The organism is Evansella cellulosilytica DSM 2522, assembly GCF_000177235.2.
GTDB lineage: Bacteria > Bacillota > Bacilli > Bacillales > Salisediminibacteriaceae > Evansella > Evansella cellulosilytica.
Genome location: NC_014829.1, coordinates 376,666 through 397,446, shown reverse-complemented (window position 1 = coordinate 397,446; position 20,781 = coordinate 376,666). Strand labels below are relative to the sequence as shown.

Genomic DNA, 20,781 nt, shown 5'->3' with positions numbered 1-20,781 from the left:
CACGGTGTACAAATTTCGACATCATCATGTAGAATAGAAGTATATATTCTATAAATATCATTTCACTCACACAATGAACCCAACATCAAGAACATACGATGTTGGGTTTTCTGTATTTTAACGACACTCATTTGTAAACGTTTTCATCTTTATATATTAAACATTCATATTCCCCTAATTGTTTTCCTTTTTCAGTTCTAAAAGTGAACTGGCTTGAAGTATAGATAGATAAGACCTACTTTTTATAAAGGAGGTGAGACTATGCCAATGTGGTTTACTGTTACACTCGTTATCGCCATCGTCCTACTTTTTGTATACTCCATTTTCTACAAGAAAAAGAAGAGTCAAACTCTCAAAGCTGAATCAGCTGCAAACAACAAAATATGCAAAACATGTCAGACTAGCATACCGCAAGAGCATGACAAATCTTTATGTCCTAACTGTAAAACGATATTGACGTAACTCAGTCTTATTGTATGTTTATGCTATTAAAGATGTTTCATGATAATGTTTTTAATTTACGTTTGTAAGCACCAATAAGATTTTTCCTTAAAACGAGGTTGACTCACTGGGTAAGATACCCCTTTTGAGTCAACCTTCCTTTGTTTTGTCATGATAATAAAGCTATTTTACGTTCTTCAATAACCGCTCCTGTTTTTGCAAGGGCACTGAAAAAGTGGCGTTCCTTCACTTTTTCAGTGCCCTTAAGCAATGTGCGTAGCCGTCGCAATCGTTTAAAAGCCTGATAGGAGTGGGTTTATCCTATCAGGCGAGCGACGAGCATAGCCATTGCAATACAAATAGAAGGCACTGAAAAAGTGGCGTTCTTTCACTTTTTCAGTGCCCTTAGGCAATGTGCGTAGCCGTCGCAATCGTTTAAAAGCCTGATAGGAATGGGTTTATCCTATCAGGCGAGCGACGAGCATAGCCATTGCAATACAAATAGAAGGCACTGAAAAAGTGAAAAACTTGCTGTTTCGTTGCATTAATATTAATACAGCTCATTATAGGGAAAGGGAAAGTTGATGAGACCGGAGCAAGCGAGTTTACTGTCTCTTCCTCTACGAGTATATGCTTTGGAGCGTATCCGTCGAGACAACTCGAAGCATAAGGCGACGAAGTAACGCTCGTTCCTGTGGGATCGAAGGCAGGGGTGAGACCCCGCAGACCGCAGGTCGAGGAGGCTCACCAGCCGCCCACGGAAAGCGAGTTTGCACAGGTCTCATCAACTTCTATATTCAAACAACCTTATATTTATTAGTCTACCCTTTGAATTTAAGTACTTTTTCAGTGGTCCTTTTGCTGCTTTTTATGTTCTTTCCCAAGTAATATCCCAATTGGTATAGATATTAAGGAAAGTATAGCGATAATGATAAACCCTTCATTAATTGCTTGTAAGCTCGATTGTTCAAGTGATGTCCCATTTAGTGCAGTAAGCTGTCCTCTTCTAACCTCGAAATATACGGATATGAAAACGATCCCTAACGAAGAGCTCATTTGGCGAAGCACATTATTCATTGCCGACCCTCTCGTAATTAGCTGTTCTGGAATAGCATTCATACCTGCTGTTGTAGATGGCATTGTGCTTAATCCCATCCCTATTCCTCTTACACCATTTAGGACGAAAATAACCCATAATGCCGTTTCTAAGCTTAAAAATCCATATAAAAAGGTAGGTATTGTCGTCAAAATAAGGCCTGTCGTTACTACAAGTGCGGGGCCTTTTTTATCTAACATCCTTCCACCAATGCTCATAAAAATACCGGAAAGTAATGCTCCTGGCAATAACGACAATCCTGTCATAATCGCACCGTAACCATATACATTTTGCACTAACAATGGTACGAGAAAAATACCAGCAAACAAGCTAATACTACTGATACTTCCAATCCAAACGCTATACGTGTATGCACGTACTTTAAAAATCGATAAATCGAGAAGTGGCTGTTCTTTTCTGTTTTCTATGCGGATAAAAAGGAATAACGATAATAGTCCGAAAACAATAAGAGCAATATTCAATACGTTTGTTAAATGTCCAATCTCCGACACTCTTCCTAATGCAAGTAAAATCGCACCTACACCGAGCGTGACAGCAACGAATCCCGACAAATCAAACGTAAGTCCATTGACCTTTTTCGTTTGTTTTAAATACAAATATGAAAAGATAAGACCTAATAATCCAGTAGGAATGTTACAAAGGAAGAGCCATTGCCACGATCCCATTTCGATAATAAATCCACCTAGTGTCGGTCCAATTGTTGGCGCCATCATTGCAGCAATACCATAAATCCCTGTCGCAAGTCCACGTTCTTTCCTCGGAAAAACTTCAAAAATAAGCGCCATCGATGTTGGCATCATTAATCCGCCACCTATTCCTTGAAGACCACGGAATAAAATGAGAGAGGATAGATCCCACGAAAAAGCTCCTAAAATGGATCCAAGAATAAAGATGAACAAGCCAGCCATATATAGCTGCTTTTTCCCAAACTTATCACCTAAATATCCCGTAACTGGCATCGTAATACCCATTGTAACCATAAAAATCGTAATAACCCATCCAGTCGCAACGGCATCCCCACCGAACACATTCATTAAATGGGGAACTGCTGGATTTAACATACTGTTATTTAAAATAATTGTAAAAGTCCCTAATAAAACTGTAATAACTACGAGCCATTTATGTGGTACTTTGCTCAACAACATCACCTGCTTGCTAAAACTTTTTCGAAACTCGAAACATTACTATTACTATACCACGATAGCCGATGATTGCCTACATGCCTATTTAACGAAAAATAGCATCCCCTTGTATGAGGGCAACATTACTGCCTCAAGAACTCCAATAAATAAAATTAAGGTGTGTTAAAGGCTTACTAACCTTTAAACACACCTGTAAGTACTTTGTATGTAGAACTCTTCTGAAGAAAAGGGTAATATTCTCATTTACATTGGATAATGCTTTAAAAAGTAAACTAATGATTGTAGTTCTACTGATAAATCAATATGATGAATACGAACGTTTTCCGGAACGGATAGTCTTGCTGGTGTAAAGTTTAAAATTCCTTTAATCCCTGCTTTTACTAATTGGTCTGCAATTGGCTGTGCTGCATTAGCAGGAACAGTTAAAATAGCAACTTCAATTTCACCTTGAATCAGCTCTTCAATATTATTTAAATGATGAATGCTAACGTTTCCAATTTCTTGTCCCACTTTGTTTTCGTCTACGTCAAATGCCATTTCAATTCTCATGTTGTTACTTTTGGAAAAATTATAGTTTAATAGTGCAGTTCCTAAATTACCTACTCCTACTAAAATGACCTTTGTCACTTCATCTTGATCAAGCGTCTTACGAAAAAAAGTCAATAAGTAGTTAACATTATACCCATAGCCCTTTTTCCCTAATGCACCGAAATAGGAAAAATCACGTCTGATTGTTGCTGAGTCTACCTTTACTGCTTCACTTAACTCAGAGGACGATACACGATGTTTTCCAGAAGATTGCAGGCTCTCTAAAAATCGATAATAAAGCGGTAGACGTTTTGCTGTTGCTTGCGGTATTTTGGCTTGTTCAATATCCACACTATTCCCTCCTAGCATGATGGTTGCTCCAAAAGAATATAGATCTCTTTTGAAGTCCCATTTCATTTAATATATATTTGTATTTATTATTGCTATCTTTTAAAGTCGCCGTTCTTCCCACCTGTTTTTTCAAGCAAGTAATTTTCTCCTATTATCATTCCTTTGTCAACTGCTTTGCACATGTCGTAAATCGTTAAAGCCGTTGCTGACACGGCTGTTAGCGCTTCCATTTCAACACCTGTGCTTCCTTTTGTCTTTACACTTGCTTCGATATGTAACGTGTATTCACTTTCACTAGTTTCCCAATCAAAATGTATGTTAACTCCCGACAAAGATAAAGGGTGACACATAGGTATCCATTGTGATGTGTTTTTTGCAGCCATAATACCTGCTACTTGAGCAACAGCTAAAACATCTCCTTTTTTCATTGTCCCTTGTTGAATGCCATCGTATATTTCTTTATTTACTTGGATGCTTCCTTTTGCAACAGCTGTTCGCACTGTTTCTCCTTTATCGGAGATGTCGACCATTTTGGCTCTCCCTTGTTCATTAAAATGCGTGAACGAACTCAAGGCTTCTACCCCCTTTACTAACACTATTGTACACTTTTCTTCACAAACTACACAACCACTTTCATTTAAGTTGCTTCATATGTGTTTATTCATGTACACTTATTTTGTGAAATGTATGGATTTAGACAGTGAGGATGAAAAAGATGATCTTATTACAATGTGTACAATTGTCAAAATCCTTCGGAGCAGAGAGAATTTTATCAAATGTAAAGCTTGAGGTACAAAGCCGTGAACGTGTAGCATTAGTCGGTCGTAATGGTGCCGGTAAATCTACACTTCTAAAAATTATTGCTGGTGACCTCTCATTTGACTCTGGAGATTTAATCATACCTAAAAACGTTTCAATCGGTTACCTTGCACAGGATAGTGGGTTAAACACCGATCGTTCCATTTGGGAAGAGATGAACACTGTATTTGTTCATTTAAAACAAATGGAGAAACAGCTAAGAAAACTAGAAGAAAAAATGAGTAATCCGAATCAAAGTGACTATGAAAAAGTTTTATCAGATTATGATCAATTACAGCAAGATTTCAAAGATGCAGGTGGCTATCAATACGAAGCAGATATACGTGGTATATTATCTGGCTTAAATTTTGCTCACTTTGACTATAACACGACTGTAAACACTTTAAGTGGCGGCCAAAAAACGCGACTAGCTCTTGGAAAGCTCCTCCTATCAAAGCCTGATCTATTAATTTTAGATGAGCCGACAAACCACTTAGATATAGAAACTCTTACATGGCTTGAAAATTATTTATCTAGTTATGATGGCGCGATACTCGTAGTATCACATGACCGTTATTTTCTTGACCGTATTGTTAATCAAGTATACGAGCTGTCATTTAACGAGACGACTAAGTATCCTGGCAACTATAGTAACTATTTAGAGGAAAAAGCGAAACGCCTTGAAATAGAATTAAAGCGGTTTGAAAAACAGCAGGAAGAAATGAAACGGCTTGAAGACTTTGTTCAACGTAATATTGCTCGAGCTTCCACTACTAAAAGAGCACAAAGTAGAAGAAAACAGCTAGAAAAAATGACGCCATTAGATCGGCCTATCGATGATGACCATTCTGCAAAGTTCCGGTTTAACATTAATAAGCAGAGCGGAAACGACGTACTATCCATTGAAAATCTGTCTGTAGGCTTTAATGGGAACACACTATTTGAAAACATTAATTTAAAGATAACGCGCGGAGAAAGCGTTGCTTTAATTGGACCAAACGGAATCGGAAAATCAACGTTGATTAAAGCGATTTCCAAAAAATTATCCCCGATAGCTGGTCAGATCAATTACGGTAGTAACGTTAAAATTGGCTATTACGATCAGGAGCAAACGGAATTAACATCTAATAAGACGGTGCTTCAAGAACTGTGGGACGAATATCCACAAACGCCAGAAAAAGATATTCGTACCGTTTTAGGGAATTTTTTATTTAGTGGTGATGACGTCTTAAAGATTGTTTATGATCTTAGCGGTGGAGAAAAAGCAAGATTAGCACTTGCGAAGCTTATGATGCTTAACGCAAACTTGCTAATACTTGATGAGCCGACAAACCACCTCGATATTGATAGTAAAGAAGTATTAGAATCTGCACTCATTGATTATCCAGGAACTCTCCTTTTTGTATCTCACGACCGTTACTTTGTGAATAGAATGGCAACAAGAGTAGCTGAATTATCTTCGACAAAAATAACGGACTATTTAGGTGATTACGACTATTACGTCACGAAAAAGTTAGAGCAAGAAGAGCTAAAAAAATTAGCCGAAAAAAAAGCTGCTGCAACTCGAACAGCTAGTCCTGAAAAGCAATCTAGCGAAGGCTCCGCCAAGCATGACTATGAGCGTGAAAAGGAATTAAAGAAAAAAGAACGCCAGCGTCAAAGACGGATAGAGGAGTTAGAAGTACTCATTGAAAAAGAAGAAACAAGTATTGCTCAATGGGAGGAAGACCTGTGCGATCCAGTTATATACCAGGATCACGAAAAATCGCTTGAGCTAAATAACAATATAGAAAAGTCAAAAGCCAATGTAGATAAATGGATGGAAGAATGGGAACAGCTGCAGGATGAATAAATATAGAGGGAGACTCTAGAGTTTGGTCATTCCTTATTGAGTCCCTTCATGCAATTTGAAAAAGTGATCTGTATTATTTTGTAGAGTTGTTGGACTTAAACTGAAGATTCAAGGTTAAACTGGCGAATGTCATTTTATTGTTTAATAATGTAAACAAAAACCGTTGCGACTTGTAACGGTTTTTGCTATACATCAATTTTGTTCCACGATAACAGATTTTTTTCTGCTATGAAGAGTGCTCTATCGTCACTGTTCCTGTTTTTCTCAGTTCCTATCTGCTCTGAGAGACGTTCTATCGACATCTCTCAACACTTCAAACTTCCTTCGTGAGTCAAGCCCATCCTATTCGAAATATAGTTACTAAAATACAACATCAGCCAATACTACAAACAGACAAAACAAACTTTTTAAATGAATGTACGTGCCCACACATTCACTTATAAGCTAAGAATCTAACCGTTAGCTCTCGCAGAAACTGAATTTTGTAAAGACCATCCGTAGCAGACACTTATCGTAATGAACATCGAGGTTGCTGCCGCTACAATGCCTGAATCATTTAAAACTAGTAGGGCGAGGGAAGCAACTATACACGTATTCATCATAAATGTTTGTTGTTTATGCAGCTCTTGTTTTTTTCTCCTCCACACAATTAAACCTACTAAAAAATAGCTTGTTATAAAAAGCTGTGTCCAATAAGATACTCTAAATATTTTTATGTTCATTTCAACTTTTCTTATGATCGTTTGCCAAATAGCAGAGGTATCGCCACTTAATAGTTGTTGAAATGCGATATAAATATGCGTTGATGGCGCCTTCAATTGTAGAGCATATATGCCTACAAGAACGACAAATAAAAATAGGAACCCAGTTACTAATTTTACAGGCCACGTAATATTTTTTAATAGTAGCTGGATCGTTAAAAAGAACATGACAACACTGACAGCTAAACTTGCCCCAGCATTTGCGCCATAGGTAGAACTACCTAACGCGATAAGTAAAATGACAAGGACGCTCATGAGCTTGAACCAAATTGTAAAAGCTGCCTTAAAGGATAAATGGTCTTTAAACTTTCCTATAAAAGGGACTATCATTAACAGACCACTAACGATGAATATTCCTGCGAACTCATTCCCAATGCCATAATAACGTGCACCAATAACTGGATCATAGCTCAAAAAAGATCGCTCTAGTAAATACCCACCTAAAATAACATCAAACATTAAAGTGATAAAAAATAATCCACAAGCAACACTAAATGGTTTCTTTGAAAGTTTTGTTATCAACAGGCCGAGTAAGAAACTTAAAAAAGTTACTAACATGACATACAAGTAAGGTGAACTATTTGTCATAACTGGCGGGATAATAATAAAAATAAAAGGTGAACTTACACCACTTAGTAGTAACAATACTGCAGCCTTTTTCCACTTTTCCACATCTTTTAAAAGCCAAATCATAAGTGATACAACAATTAATAGCAGTACTAATCCTGTTACATAACTCGATAATACAGCGCCCCGCTTCGCATACACATAGTTAATTTCATTTAATCTCTTTTGGAAGTCTATAAAAGACCAATCATTTTCTTCTACAACAGGCTTATATAAAAGTGCATTTCCTAAGCTGCTGCCACTATGTAATGAATCATCAATATAAGCTTGAACCCAAGTTTCAGCTATATCCGTATTACTTACTAAAGACGTCCGCCGCGTCGTTTCAGAGTAGAGCGTTGCTTTTGACGTATTACTGTCGTTTTTCCAAATCCAAAGAGGTCCTAGCTGATTTTTCCTTGCATATGCATTGTTATTCACTGCAGGAGATAGCAGCCACACTTCGGTATTAAGGTGTTGAACCATTGCTACCGTTTCTTCTAGTCTAAGTAACGTATTTTCATATAGATAATCGAAATGCTCTGGCTCTATCTTTCCTTCCTCAGAGAATAAACGATATAAATCTCCCCATTCAACGACGGTGAACGTCCTTTCATGCTGTTTTTGAACATCTATTAACTTTTCCACAACTAACGTTTTATCTATTTCTACTCCTAACGGTGCATCTCGATTATCCACAATGACATCGTATAAATTCCCATTAGCTTCTCCGCTTTTATTCATGACAAAAAGGGAAGCATACCTTTCTTTATCCTCACGAGTATCAGCATTTCCGATCACATATGTAAAAACATTTTGTTCGTTTAAGCTTTCACCTAACCATCCTATATGAGCTCCATAGCTATTCGCAGCCATTTTTTCCTCTAATAGATGTAAGTAAGGATGAACTAAGTCCGCACTTCCGTCATCACCATACCACTGACGCATTAAATCGACAGCCTTAGTTCCATCTACTAGTTCATCTCTTTCGAAACTATTCCAATCCTTCACTCCAACTGCGCGTCTACCTACACTTAAAGAAACAGCGTTATTCAAATACGAGTAATTTCCATCTGATCTAAGATTAATTGCAGCGTATGCACCGGTTGTCCACAGGTGATTGTCACTTGCATGATGATATAGCCACTCCATTTCTTCAAAAGATAGCCCAGGAACTAATATAATTGTTATATGTTGCTCTTTTTTATCACTTTCTGCAACAACTGGACTATCAGTTATGCACAGTAACACAAACAAACTAACATAAAAACATAGGCTTAGTTTTACAAATGTGTATATTTTCTGATATATCCACATAATCCACATCCCTATCCACAACTTTTTAGCTGTTATATCAATTATAAACAGAGTTATTCACAAAAACTTAAGTTATCCACAATTTTACCTGTGAGTATTTTTGACATTAATATACCAGTATTCGACACCGTTTTTCCCCATTATCCACAACTTGTGTACAAATTGTTATTAACAAGATCATACATTCCCATTTTATAAGATATTTTGTCAAATATTCAGATTTCGCTTATCCACATGTGCATAAACAAAACCTCCTTATCCATTGTGGACAAGAAGGCTCAGATTTAATAACACCCTTATTTTAATATTAATCCTGGTTCACCATTTAACCAATCGTTAGCACGTTTGCCTTTCTCAAAAGCGATAGCACCTGCCGCACCAATCATGGCTGCATTATCTGTGCATAGTGATAATGGTGGGATCGTTAACGTTAGTCCTTTTTCTTCACACGCTTTTTTAAGCGCGCTCCGTAAGCCTTTGTTTGCAGCAACACCACCCGCGAGCAGTATTCGATTCACTTTCTTCTCCTCTGCGGCTTGTATCGTTTTAGTGACAAGCACTTCTATGACACTTTCTTGGAAGCTTGCTGCAACGTTTTCAATAGGTAATGTGATACCTTTTTGCTTTGCATTGTGTAATGTATTAATAACGGCTGACTTTAATCCGCTAAAACTAAAGTCATATGATCCAGGTTCTAACCAGGCTCTTGGGAGATCTATCGTTGCTTCTCCTTCTTGTGCGAGCTTATCCACATGTGGACCGCCTGGGTACGGCAATCCTAGCGTGCGTGCTACTTTATCATATGCTTCGCCAACCGCATCATCACGCGTTTCACCAATTACTTCAAATGATCCATGTTCTGTCATATACACTAGCTCTGTATGTCCTCCAGATACGACTAACGTCAGTAAAGGAAAGGTCAACTCCTCGACGATATGGTTTGCGTAAATATGGCCAGCAATATGGTGAACTCCGATTAAAGGCTTATTATGAGCAAATGCAACTGCCTTAGCAGCATTTACTCCGATTAACAATGCCCCAACTAATCCAGGTCCTTCCGTTACTGCAATTGCATCTATATCTTTAAAAGACACGTCTGCTTCGCGCATCGCTTCCTCTAATATATACGTGATTTGTTCTACATGATGTCGTGATGCAATCTCTGGGACAACCCCGCCAAATCGTTTATGACTTTCAATTTGAGAAGAAACGATATTACTTAAAACTTCACGGCCATTTTTCACTACTGCGACAGATGTTTCATCACAGCTAGTTTCAATACTTAATATCATATTTTTTGTCACTCTAACATCACCCACATAATCTGCGCATCCTCATTATTATCTGTATAATAATTTTTCCTGATGCCTCCATTTTCAAATCCATGCTTCTCATATAATGATTTCGCTTTATCATTTGAGACTCTTACTTCCAATGTCGCCTTGTTTGCCCCTAACATTTTAGCAATTTCTAATATTCCTTTTAAAAGTAAATCACCGATACCCATTCTTTGATATGCAGAGTGGACAGCGATATTAGTAATATGTGCTTCGTCTATCACAACCCATACGCCTGCATAGCCAACGACTCGTCCTTCCACTACTGCAACGATATAATATGCAAATTGATTTGTCGTTAACTCATTAATAAATGCTTTACGACTCCATGGGTTCGGAAATGCATCTAATTCTACCTCTAGGACATCTCCAAGGTCACTTATATCCATTCTCCTAACGTTTACCTCTACCCCCATACAACGTTCCCCTCAACTCTTTAAGATTGTCCTTCTTTTTTCGCTGCTAGCCATTTCGTTTCGGCTTCGGCCATTCTAATATAATTTGGGGAAAACTCATGTGTACTGACATCCACTTCTTTTTCCATCCCTAGCTTGATAAGTTCTCCTGGACGTGGTGCCATTTCCGTCACTCCACCTATCATGGCAGCTTCCCCTAAAATACGTTTAATTCCTTCTACATGCTTATCCATATCTGGACTCGCAAAAAATACATTTTCCCCTTCTTCCCGTAGGCTTTGCAACCAATCTTCATGCTGGATGATTTGATCGTCTCGGACACGTTTCACGATTCCATTTTTTGATTGATATAGCCCTGTATACACTTGTCCTCTCCGCGCATCAATAAAAGGAGAGATAACTCCCTCTGTATAGCGACCATGCTGTGCAATAATCTCTAAACTTGATACACCAACTACAGGTATATTTAACGACCACGCTAGTGTTTTAGCCGTCGTCACACCTATTCTAACCCCTGTATAGGAACCCGGCCCTTCAGCAACAACAATTCTATTGAGTTGTTCTGGTGTCAAATCCACTTCTTCTAATAGTTTTCTAATAGCTGGCATGAGACGTAGTGAATGATTTTTTTTCATGTTTGTCATGAACTCGCCAGCCAACTCCCCATCTTTCATTACTGCAACTCCCATGACATATGTAGATGTGTCTATCGCTAATCCGTTCATGCTTCAAAAATCTCCTTACAAATTGATATGTACCTTTGACCAAACGCAGTAATTACAATGTTTCTAGTAGTTTCTCCGGTATATTGAATATGAATCGACAACCGCTCTTGTGGGAGCTGTTCGGCAATCATACTTGGCCACTCAATAACAGTGACCCCCTCACCTTCAAAATATTCCTCTAATCCTAAATCTTCATATTCCTCTTCTACTCGGTAAGCATCCATGTGGTATAGCATCATATGCTTTCCTTCATACTCTTTAATAATAGTAAAGGTTGGGCTATTTACGTTTCTCGTTACACCTAATCCTTTTGCTAAGCCTTTAGTAAAGCTCGTCTTCCCTGCACCTAAATCGCCTTCTAACGTAACCACATCACCCTTCGCCAGATGAGTGGCTAGTTTTTCAGCCAGTTGCGTTGTTTCTTCTATTGAGCTAGACTTCATTTCCCATTCGTATATCATTACTTGTCATCCTCCAACTATAAATGACCATATCCAGTTTTCTTTAATACTTCTCGCTTATTCTCTTTTTTTAATAATACTTCACTATTTCCTGTTAAAATAGAACCTATTTTAAATATTGGTAACGAATGAGCTTGAAAAGCCGCTTTTAACTTTTCCCAATTTTCCTTCCCAATAGTCCCGACAAGTTTAAAATCTTCTCCCCCATAAAGGAGCCACTCTTCTTGTTTTTCCTGTGGATATTCCTTCAGCTTATTTGTAGTAGGGATCGCTGCCCAGTCCAATTCTACTGTAACTTGACTTGCGTCAGCGATTTCTTTCGCTTCACTTGCCAGTCCATCGCTTATGTCATTAAGAGCTATTCTATATCCACAGTTTGCTAACAAGCGTCCTGCTCTTACATGTGGATCAGGCTTTTGGTGTGCCTGTAAATATGGCAGCAACTCATCGTCATCAATATTTTCATAGCCTTTTTCAAGAAGCGCTTGTAAGCCATAGGCCGATAAGCCTAATTCTCCTGTAACAAAAACGACGTCTCCGCATCTCGCATTTGAGCGGAGCAGCCTTCTCTCTTTTTCCACTTTTCCTATTACTGTTACTGAAATAACGAGTGCATCGTTTGTTGAAACCGTATCTCCACCAATTAAGTCCATACTCCAAACGGTAGCCAGCTCATTCATCCCATTATAGATATCATTCAGTTCTTTCTTTTTCCAGCTTGTTTTAGGAATAGCGATAGAAACGAGGTAATATTGTGGAATGGCACCCATTGCTGCAATATCACTGATATTGACTGCTAATGCTTTATGTCCAATGGACTTCATTGGCATTGTTTGCTTTGTAAAGTGTATCCCCTCAACCATCGTATCTACTGCAACGACAGACTCCATTTTTTTATCATGTCCATAAATGGCAGCATCGTCACCAATACCAACTTTTAATTGTTGTTGATGGTGCTTGTTTGGGGTAATACCTCTTATCCAATTAACTTCATTGTTCATAAAGAATCACCGACTTTAATTTGTTTGTACTCTGAAAAGATAAAGATAGGGAATCCTTTTCATAGATTCCCCACTTTCTACGCTCCATTATATCAAAGAAGTTGAAGAATACATAAAAGCCATTATGAAAACGATAATGCCTCTGTAAATGCCTCTACAATATCCTCTTCATCTTCAATCCCAACAGAGATACGCACTAAATTTGTTGATACACCTAATCTTTCTCTCGTTGCTTCAGGTACTGATCGATGCGATGTACCTAAAGGATATGTTACAGAAGTTTCTACACCAGCTAATGTCGGAACAACCTTCACCCAACTCAATTGTCTAAAAAACTGATGAACATCTACATGTTCAGCTAATTCAATGGATACAATGGCGCCATTTCCTTTTTTTGAAGCTGCTGTTGGATAGTAGACCTTTTTAATATTTTCATTGCTCGCTAAATAGTTAGCTAAAGTACTAGCATTACGTGATTGACGTTCCATACGTAGACTTAGTGTTTTCAACCCCCGGCAAGCTAACCAGCCATCAAATGGCCCTAGGTTACTGCCGATGTTTGTGATTTTCGCCTTTACTTTACTCATTAATGCATTGCTCCCAGTCACTACTCCAGCCGATAAGTCACTATGTCCACCGATATACTTCGTAGCACTATGAACGACAAGATCAACACCAGATTCATGCGGTCTAATTAAATATGGTGTCGCAAACGTGTTATCAATAATTGTTTTCAACTTATATTCTTTTGCAATCCCAACTACTTGCTCGATGTTTTCTACTCTTAGTAATGGGTTGGTAATAGATTCTGAATAAAGTAACACTGTATTATCTTTTATAGCGTTTATAACGCTATCTTTATTTGTAAAGTCCACGAAGCTAGTTTCGATCCCAAAATCTATTAGTTCCTTCGCCATTAGCTGATACGTGCCACCATATAAATCCTCAGTAGCAATAATGTGGTCCCCTGATTTTGCTACTGCTAATACGGCTGCTAATATTGCCGAAATGCCAGAGGATGCAGCAGCACCTTTATCTGCACCTTCCAAATCAGCTACTCCCTTTCCTAAATCGTCCGTGTTCGGATTCCCTACTCTCGTATATAAATAAGATTTCTCCCCTTTGAAGAACGATTCCATATCATCTAAGTCGTGAAAAGAAAAAGCAGAAGTCTGATATATTGGTTTTGTCTTACTCATTTCTGTATGATCTAGCTTTTCTTGAAAGTGTACGTTTTTTGTTTCAAATCGCATATAAAGTTAGCCCCACTTTCCTACATTTTTTCATTTACCATACATTTTACCATTTCATCATAAATATTGCTCTAAATGTCGTTTACGTCACTTTATGTGTGAGAGGTTGACTAAAAGATAGAATTTTTAACTATTAGGGCGACCTGTAAGGCATTGAGCGGAGCTTCCGAAATCGCTTAAAATCCCACTATAAGTAGATTTCTTATCGTAGGCATGTGGCTTGCCCGTAATTTTTTCTAGCTTATGGCACTTTTAAGAACTGTGGAAAATCACCGTGTCTCTTAAAATACTAGGTGCTTATCTCCAAGACGTACAGCAGACTATTTGCTAATCTTTTAAAAAATTGTGTCTTTTCTATTTACTTTTAGTAGTAAGCGTTATCAAAAAAATATTTTACTATCTTGAGTTTGTCGATTTTTGTATAATTAGTGGAGTGTATTGAACAGCAAGTCAAAATCAGAAGTGAGGTATTTTAATTGTTTAAATGGTCGAATAGAAGTTTATCATTCAAGTATGGTTCTGTTTATGTTTTGACGATAATTTTATTTTTAGTATCCGCATTACTTGTTAATTATCTATTAGAAGAGACGAGAAGTGAAGTAGCTAGCATGAATCAAAGTGCGGATAACTCGCAAAAAATAGCGCAAATGGAAGTGCTCATGCAAGAACGCTTTACGATATTAGCACAGCATATGATAAATCCACAAAATACTTCAGAGGCAAACTTTAATAATACAGTTAATGAATTTAACTCCCTTTTAGATAGCCTTGAAGCATATATAGATTCCGATGAAAAACAAACATTACTTAACGTAGCACTCGATAATGATTATGCAATCATTGATATTTTCGAAAACTACATCACTTTGAGAGAGAGTGAAAAAAGCGCCAACTTTAACCGTGGTCAACTTGAGCAAGCGCGACGTAGTTTTCAACAAAGCACCTTCTCTCTAAATCAACTAAAGAATATATTTGAAAGTGAAAGAGAAGAAATGGTCGGCACCACTTATCAAAGTTTTGATAGAACAAATCAAATATTAACATTTTCGATTCTTATTTCAGTGATTATTGGAACGCTCATTTTAGTTGTTGTTAACCGTGACGTTAAAAAACGCTTAACAAACATACTATCTTTTAGTGAAAAAATTGAAAATGGTGACTTAACTGTAAACAATATTAATATGAATGGGAAGGATGAATTCTCAAAAATTTCAACTTCATTAAATACAATGAAATCTGGTATCGAAGAAATTTTAGGGGATATCTCCAATGTATCAAATAATATTAATGATAAAAGTGAAGATCTCGAACAATCTGCGACATTTTTAAATGATGTTAGTAAAAATGTTTCTAGTAAATTAAATGAGCTTATAGCGATAGTGGAAGAGCAATCTGCTGCAGTCGTTCAAATTTCTCACACTAACGAAAGCTTTAACGGTAGAATTAATACTATTGAAAAATCTAGTATGAACATGAAAGAATCCTCTTTAGAAGTTGCCTCTACAACAAAAGAGGGAATAGAATTAATGAATGAATCTGTTTCTAATATTGATTCGATTAATCGCATGGTTGCTAACTCTGCTTCTAAGGTGAACGTTTTAGTAGAGAAGGCAGCCGATATATCGCAAATTACAGAACTTATTAATAAAGTTGCTGAGAAAACAAATCTATTAGCACTTAATGCTAGTATTGAAGCTGCTCGTGCTGGAAGTTACGGAAGAGGCTTTGCCGTTGTAGCTGAAGAGATTCGTAGCTTGTCATCTGAAGTCAATCAATCGATAAACGATATGAACATTATTATTCAAGGGATACAGCAAGAAGCAGATGAAGTCGAAAAAGTACTTCTATCTTCTAACGAAAAGACACAAGAAGAACAAAAGAAAATGGAGAAAAATATTTCTTATTTAACTAACAATGCAAGCTCTATTGACGATTTAGTAAATAATATTGATAGTATTTATACTAGTTTATTAACTATGACAAAAGAAAGCGATGAAATTAACGACTCTCTAGAAGAGCTAACTCGTATGTCTGAAAAAACAACCTTATATATAAATGAAGCTAGCGACTCCATTTATGAGCAAAATAACATCATTCATAATATTAATGATCACTCGAGTGATTTATACACTTCTGTAGGTCAATTAAATGCTTCGATGAGCCGTTTTTCTGTTAAAGGAGTTTCTAGAAAAACTGAATAGGCATTGGAATTAGAAGATGAAATGAACAGTGACGAGGTAATTGACATTGATGAGGTTGCTGCTGGCGTTGAGACGATAGATGATAATAGTGTTCATGAAGATGAAAATACACATGGTATTAATTCTAATGAAGAATCTAATGAAAAAAATGTAGATGCAGCTGATAGAGAAAAATCTTAAGTATTTTCTCGGTGTATGAATTGGATAAGACTAATATAAACAGAGTGATTATTTTATCATCAACGTTCTAAGTCTTGTAAAGTTAATAAGCATATAATTAATAGATTTACTTCGGGCATGGGTATTGTATATTTTACAACACTCATGCTTTTTTCTTTTGATAAATGGATATCTAGGTCTAATTATTATATTGAGATTGGTGTTAATTTAGGGAACAGTTAATGTCGCTAGTTCGTTATGTATTTTATATTGTGAGTGTTGGGTGTTGGCTGGCTTTGCTCGGGCTCTGGTGTGATGTGACTTTTGTTGGGTGAGCATTGGCTTTGTGGGCAGCATTGGCTTTGTGGACAGCATTGGCTTTGTGGGCAGCATTGGCTTTGTGGGCAGCATTGGCTTCCTATGATGACCTTCGTTGGGTGTGGTTTTGCTTTTGGGGTAGCATTGCTTGCTTATGATGACCTTTGTTGAGTGTGGGTTTGGTTTTGGGGTAGCATTGGCCGCCTATGATGACCTTCGTTGAGTGTGAGTTGACTTTTCGGGCAGCATTGCTTGCTTATGATACACCTTATTTTATTTTTCTTAAGATTTCATGTTTCATTACTCTCGTATGACACACTTTATTCCGTTCCTCCCACTTTCTTATGCATCATTGCCTTCGTATGATACACCTTATTCCTTTCCTCATACTTTCTCACGTGTCATTGCACTTCTATGACACACTTTATTTCATTCCCACTTCTTTCTCGCGTGTCATTGGCCTCGTATGATACACTTTATTCCGTTCCTTCCACTTTTTATTGCGCCATTGCACTTGTATAAAACACTTTATACTATTTCCACCACTATTTCACGCATCATTGCGCCCCTCCCTAAAAGAACACTCCTCATTCATTTCACCACATTTATCAAATCAAACCCTACCTTCGGTACACAAAAGCCCAAATCCTAAACAAATAAAAAAAGCCACTCTCTATTGAGAATGACTTTATCTGCCCAGCAACGTCCTACTTTCACAGGGGGAAACCCCCAACTATCATCGGCGCTGGAGAGCTTAACTACCGTGTTCGGCATGGGAACGGGTGTGACCTCTCCGCTATCGTCACTGGACTATGTATGAGAGTTTATCCTCTCAAAACTAGATAACATTTTCTGATTAAATGATCGTCTTAATAAAGTTTGGTTAAGCCCTCGATCGATTAGTATCTCTCAGCTTCACATGTCGCCATGCTTCCACATGAGACCTATCAACCTCATCATCTCTGAGGGATCTTACTCACTTACGTGATGGGAAATCTCATCTTGAGGGGGGCTTCATGCTTAGATGCTTTCAGCACTTATCCCTTCCACACGTAGCTACCCAGCTATGCTCCTGGCGGAACAACTGGTACACCAGCGGTGTGTCCATCCCGGTCCTCTCGTACTAAGGACAGCTCCTCTCAAATTTCCTACGCCTGCGACGGATAGGGACCGAACTGTCTCACGACGTTCTGAACCCAGCTCGCGTACCGCTTTAATGGGCGAACAGCCCAACCCTTGGGACCTACTTCAGCCCCAGGATGCGATGAGCCGACATCGAGGTGCCAAACCTCCCCGTCGATGTGGACTCTTGGGGGAGATTAGCCTGTTATCCCCAGGGTAGCTTTTATCCGTTGAGCGACGGCCCTTCCATACGGTGCCGCCGGATCACTAAGCCCGACTTTCGTCCCTGCTCGACCTGTATGTCTCGCAGTCAAGCTCCCTTATGCCTTTGCACTCTACGAATGATTTCCAACCATTCTGAGGGAACCTTTGGGCGCCTCCGTTACTTTTTAGGAGGCGACCGCCCCGGTCAAACTGCCCACCTGACACTGTCCCTGATCCGGATTACGGACCGAGGTTAGAATTCCAGTACAACCAGGGTAGTATCCCACCGACGCCTCCACCGAAGCTAGCGCTCCGGCTTCCAAGGCTCCTACCTATCCTGTACAAGTTGTACCAAAATCCAATATCAAGCTACAGTAAAGCTCCATGGGGTCTTTCCGTCCTGTCGCAGGTAACCTGCATCTTCACAGGTAATATAATTTCACCGGGTCTCTCGTTGAGACAGTGCCCAAATCGTTGCACCTTTCGTGCGGGTCGGAACTTACCCGACAAGGAATTTCGCTACCTTAGGACCGTTATAGTTACGGCCGCCGTTTACTGGGGCTTCAATTCAGAGCTTCTCCCGAAGGATAACCCCTCCTCTTAACCTTCCAGCACCGGGCAGGTGTCAGCCCCTATACTTCGCCTTACGGCTTGGCAGAGACCTGTGTTTTTGATAAACAGTCGTTTGGGCCTATTCACTGCGGCTCTCTCGGGCATACACCCTAATAGAGCACCCCTTCTCCCGAAGTTACGGGGTCATTTTGCCGAGTTCCTTAACGAGAGTTCTCCCGCGCGTCTTAGAATTCTCTTCCCGCCTACCTGTGTCGGTTTGCGGTACGGGCACCAGTCACCTCGCTAGAGGCTTTTCTTGGCAGTGTAGGATCAGGAACTTCGGTACTATAATTTCCCTCGCGATCACAGCTCAGCCTTATGACAAGCGGATTTGCCTACTTGTCAGCCTCACTGCTTCGACGCACATATCCATCAGTGCGCTTACCCTACCTTCCTGCGTCCCCCCGTTGCTCAAACGGTGACGTGGTGGTACAGGAATTTCAACCTGTTTGCCATCGCCTACGCCTTTCGGCCTCGGCTTAGGTCCCGACTTACCCTGAGCGGACGAGCCTTCCTCAGGAAACCTTAGGCTTTCGACGGAGGGGATTCTCACCCCTCTTTTCGCTACTCATACCGGCATTCTCACTTCCAAGCGCTCCACATGTCCTTCCGGTCATGCTTCAACGCCCTTGGAACGCTCCCCTACCACTGTCCGTAAGGACAATCCATAGCTTCGGTGATACGTTTAGCCCCGGTACATTTTCGGCGCAGAGTCACTCGACCAGTGAGCTATTACGCACTCTTTCAATGGTGGCTGCTTCTAAGCCAACATCCTGGTTGTCTAAGCAACTCCACATCCTTCTCCACTTAACGTATACTTTGGGACCTTAGCTGATGGTCTGGGCTGTTTCCCTCTTGACTACGGATCTTAGCACTCGCAGTCTGACTCCCGAGGATAAGTAAATGGCATTCGGAGTTTGACTGAATTCGGTAATCCTGTGGGGACCCCTAGTCCAATCAGTGCTCTACCTCCAATACTCTCACCTCGAGGCTAGCCCTAAAGCTATTTCGGGGAGAACCAGCTATTTCCGTGTTCGATTGGCATTTCACCCCTACCCACACCTCATCCCCGCACTTTTCAACGTGCGTGGGTTCGGGCCTCCATCCAGTGTTACCTGGACTTCACCCTGGACATGGGTAGATCACACGGTTTCGGGTCTACAACAACGTACTATGGCGCCCTATTCAGACTCGCTTTCGCTGCGGCTCCGTCTCTTCAACTTAACCTCGCACGTTATCGTAACTCGCCGGTTCATTCTACAAAAGGCACGCTGTCACCCATTAACGGGCTCCAACTACTTGTAGGCACACGGTTTCAGGATCTATTTCACTCCCCTCCCGGGGTGCTTTTCACCTTTCCCTCACGGTACTGGTTCACTATCGGTCACTAGGGAGTATTTAGCCTTGGGAGATGGTCCTCCCGGATTCCGACGGGGTTTCACGTGTCCCGCCGTACTCAGGATACACTCCGGAGGAAACAACATTTCGGCTACAGGGCTGTTACCTTGTCTCGCAGACCTTTCCAGATCGCTTCACCTACGCTGTTTCTTTGTAACTCCGTGTGGAGTGTCCTACAACCCCAAGAGGCAAGCCTCTTGGTTTGGGCTAATTCCGTTTCGCTCGCCGCTACTCAGGAAATCGCATTTGCTTTCTCTTCCTCTGGGTACTAAGATGTTTCAGTTCCCCAGGTCTGCCTTCTCATACCCTATGTATTCAAGTATGGATACCATCCCATTACGGATGGTGGGTTCCCCCATTCGGAAATCTCCGGATCAAAGCTTACTTACAGCTCCCCGAAGCATATCGGTGTTCGTCCCGTCCTTCGTCGGCTCCTAGTGCCAAGGCATTCACCGTGCGCCCTTTCTAGCTTAACCACTAAAAAGTGTGGCGTCTTACATTCGCCTTAACTAAGACACACAGTTGATTTCGTTAGAAGAATAGACTTCTATTGATATCTACTGGTGATCATTTAAATCAGTTTTTGTTATCTAGTTTTCAAAGGACAAATCGCACCACGCAAGTGTGCGATAATCAAGTAGTTGTGCTGTCTTTTGAGCTG

15 protein-coding genes and 2 rRNA genes are annotated in these 20,781 nt (G+C 39.6%); 5 read left to right on the top strand and 12 right to left on the bottom strand.

The genetic code is table 11. The features are described from left to right. Positions 1-261: 261 nt before the first annotated feature. Positions 262-462: a hypothetical protein gene (locus BCELL_RS01990; protein WP_013486993.1), complete on the top strand. Its 201-nt coding sequence runs from the start codon at positions 262-264 to the stop codon at positions 460-462. An 825-nt stretch (positions 463-1,287) separates the two neighbouring features. On the opposite strand, the gene BCELL_RS01985 is transcribed toward BCELL_RS01990, so the two are convergent. The 3 genes from BCELL_RS01985 to moaC all read right to left on the bottom strand — a co-directional run bounded on the left by BCELL_RS01985 (position 1,288) and on the right by moaC (position 4,151). Further along, a complete protein-coding gene (locus tag BCELL_RS01985; protein ID WP_013486992.1) occupies positions 1,288-2,697 on the bottom strand; it encodes an MDR family MFS transporter in 1,410 nt (469 codons plus the stop codon). 246 nt (positions 2,698-2,943) lie between these two features. Next, entirely contained in the window at positions 2,944-3,579 is a 636-nt protein-coding gene (locus BCELL_RS01980; RefSeq protein WP_013486991.1) for a redox-sensing transcriptional repressor Rex, read from the bottom strand. Between the two features lie 92 nt (positions 3,580-3,671). After that, on the bottom strand, positions 3,672-4,151 hold the full coding sequence (gene moaC, locus BCELL_RS01975) for a cyclic pyranopterin monophosphate synthase MoaC (protein ID WP_013486990.1): 480 nt from the start codon (positions 4,149-4,151) through the stop codon (positions 3,672-3,674). A 143-nt stretch (positions 4,152-4,294) separates the two neighbouring features. Here moaC and BCELL_RS01970 point away from each other — a divergent pair, with 143 nt between their 5' ends. Further along, entirely contained in the window at positions 4,295-6,229 is a 1,935-nt protein-coding gene (locus BCELL_RS01970; RefSeq protein WP_013486989.1) for an ABC-F family ATP-binding cassette domain-containing protein, read from the top strand. A gap of 452 nt (positions 6,230-6,681) precedes the next feature. On the opposite strand, the gene BCELL_RS01965 is transcribed toward BCELL_RS01970, so the two are convergent. The 7 genes from BCELL_RS01965 to BCELL_RS01935 all read right to left on the bottom strand — a co-directional run bounded on the left by BCELL_RS01965 (position 6,682) and on the right by BCELL_RS01935 (position 14,106). After that, the gene (locus BCELL_RS01965; protein WP_041808101.1) at positions 6,682-8,913 is read right to left on the bottom strand and encodes a hypothetical protein; all 2,232 of its coding nucleotides are present in this window, start codon (positions 8,911-8,913) and stop codon (positions 6,682-6,684) included. A gap of 296 nt (positions 8,914-9,209) precedes the next feature. After that, on the bottom strand, positions 9,210-10,217 hold the full coding sequence (tsaD, locus tag BCELL_RS01960; protein ID WP_041808100.1) for a tRNA (adenosine(37)-N6)-threonylcarbamoyltransferase complex transferase subunit TsaD: 1,008 nt from the start codon (positions 10,215-10,217) through the stop codon (positions 9,210-9,212). After that, positions 10,214-10,666: a ribosomal protein S18-alanine N-acetyltransferase gene (gene rimI, locus BCELL_RS01955; RefSeq protein WP_013486986.1), complete on the bottom strand. Its 453-nt coding sequence runs from the start codon at positions 10,664-10,666 to the stop codon at positions 10,214-10,216. The genes tsaD and rimI overlap by 4 nt, the downstream gene beginning before the upstream one ends. A gap of 20 nt (positions 10,667-10,686) precedes the next feature. Beyond that, complete coding sequence (gene tsaB / locus BCELL_RS01950) at positions 10,687-11,391, bottom strand: tRNA (adenosine(37)-N6)-threonylcarbamoyltransferase complex dimerization subunit type 1 TsaB (RefSeq protein ID WP_013486985.1); 705 nt, start codon at positions 11,389-11,391, stop codon at positions 10,687-10,689. Further along, the gene (gene tsaE / locus BCELL_RS01945) at positions 11,388-11,852 is read right to left on the bottom strand and encodes a tRNA (adenosine(37)-N6)-threonylcarbamoyltransferase complex ATPase subunit type 1 TsaE (protein ID WP_013486984.1); all 465 of its coding nucleotides are present in this window, start codon (positions 11,850-11,852) and stop codon (positions 11,388-11,390) included. Before tsaE ends, tsaB begins: the two co-directional genes overlap by 4 nt. 17 nt (positions 11,853-11,869) lie before the next feature. Further along, entirely contained in the window at positions 11,870-12,853 is a 984-nt protein-coding gene (gene thiL, locus BCELL_RS01940) for a thiamine-phosphate kinase (protein ID WP_013486983.1), read from the bottom strand. Positions 12,854-12,975: 122 nt separating this feature from the next. Continuing rightward, the gene (locus BCELL_RS01935) at positions 12,976-14,106 is read right to left on the bottom strand and encodes a trans-sulfuration enzyme family protein (protein WP_013486982.1); all 1,131 of its coding nucleotides are present in this window, start codon (positions 14,104-14,106) and stop codon (positions 12,976-12,978) included. A 476-nt stretch (positions 14,107-14,582) separates the two neighbouring features. Between BCELL_RS01935 and BCELL_RS01930 the strand changes: the two genes are divergently transcribed. From BCELL_RS01930 to BCELL_RS22405, 3 genes are all read left to right on the top strand, one after another. Next, on the top strand, positions 14,583-16,307 hold the full coding sequence (locus BCELL_RS01930; protein ID WP_013486981.1) for a methyl-accepting chemotaxis protein: 1,725 nt from the start codon (positions 14,583-14,585) through the stop codon (positions 16,305-16,307). A 21-nt stretch (positions 16,308-16,328) separates the two neighbouring features. Further along, positions 16,329-16,487, top strand: coding sequence for a hypothetical protein (locus BCELL_RS22410; protein WP_157184157.1), 159 nt, complete (start codon positions 16,329-16,331; stop codon positions 16,485-16,487). 303 nt (positions 16,488-16,790) lie between these two features. Continuing rightward, the gene (locus tag BCELL_RS22405) at positions 16,791-16,955 is read left to right on the top strand and encodes a hypothetical protein (RefSeq protein ID WP_157184156.1); all 165 of its coding nucleotides are present in this window, start codon (positions 16,791-16,793) and stop codon (positions 16,953-16,955) included. Positions 16,956-17,478: 523 nt separating this feature from the next. Here the strand turns inward: BCELL_RS22405 and rrf are convergent. Together rrf and BCELL_RS01920 are read right to left on the bottom strand one after the other, a co-directional pair. After that, positions 17,479-17,594, bottom strand: a 5S ribosomal RNA gene (gene rrf / locus BCELL_RS01925). Positions 17,595-17,663: 69 nt separating this feature from the next. After that, positions 17,664-20,596: ribosomal RNA gene (locus tag BCELL_RS01920) — 23S ribosomal RNA — on the bottom strand. Positions 20,597-20,781: the final 185 nt, after the last annotated feature.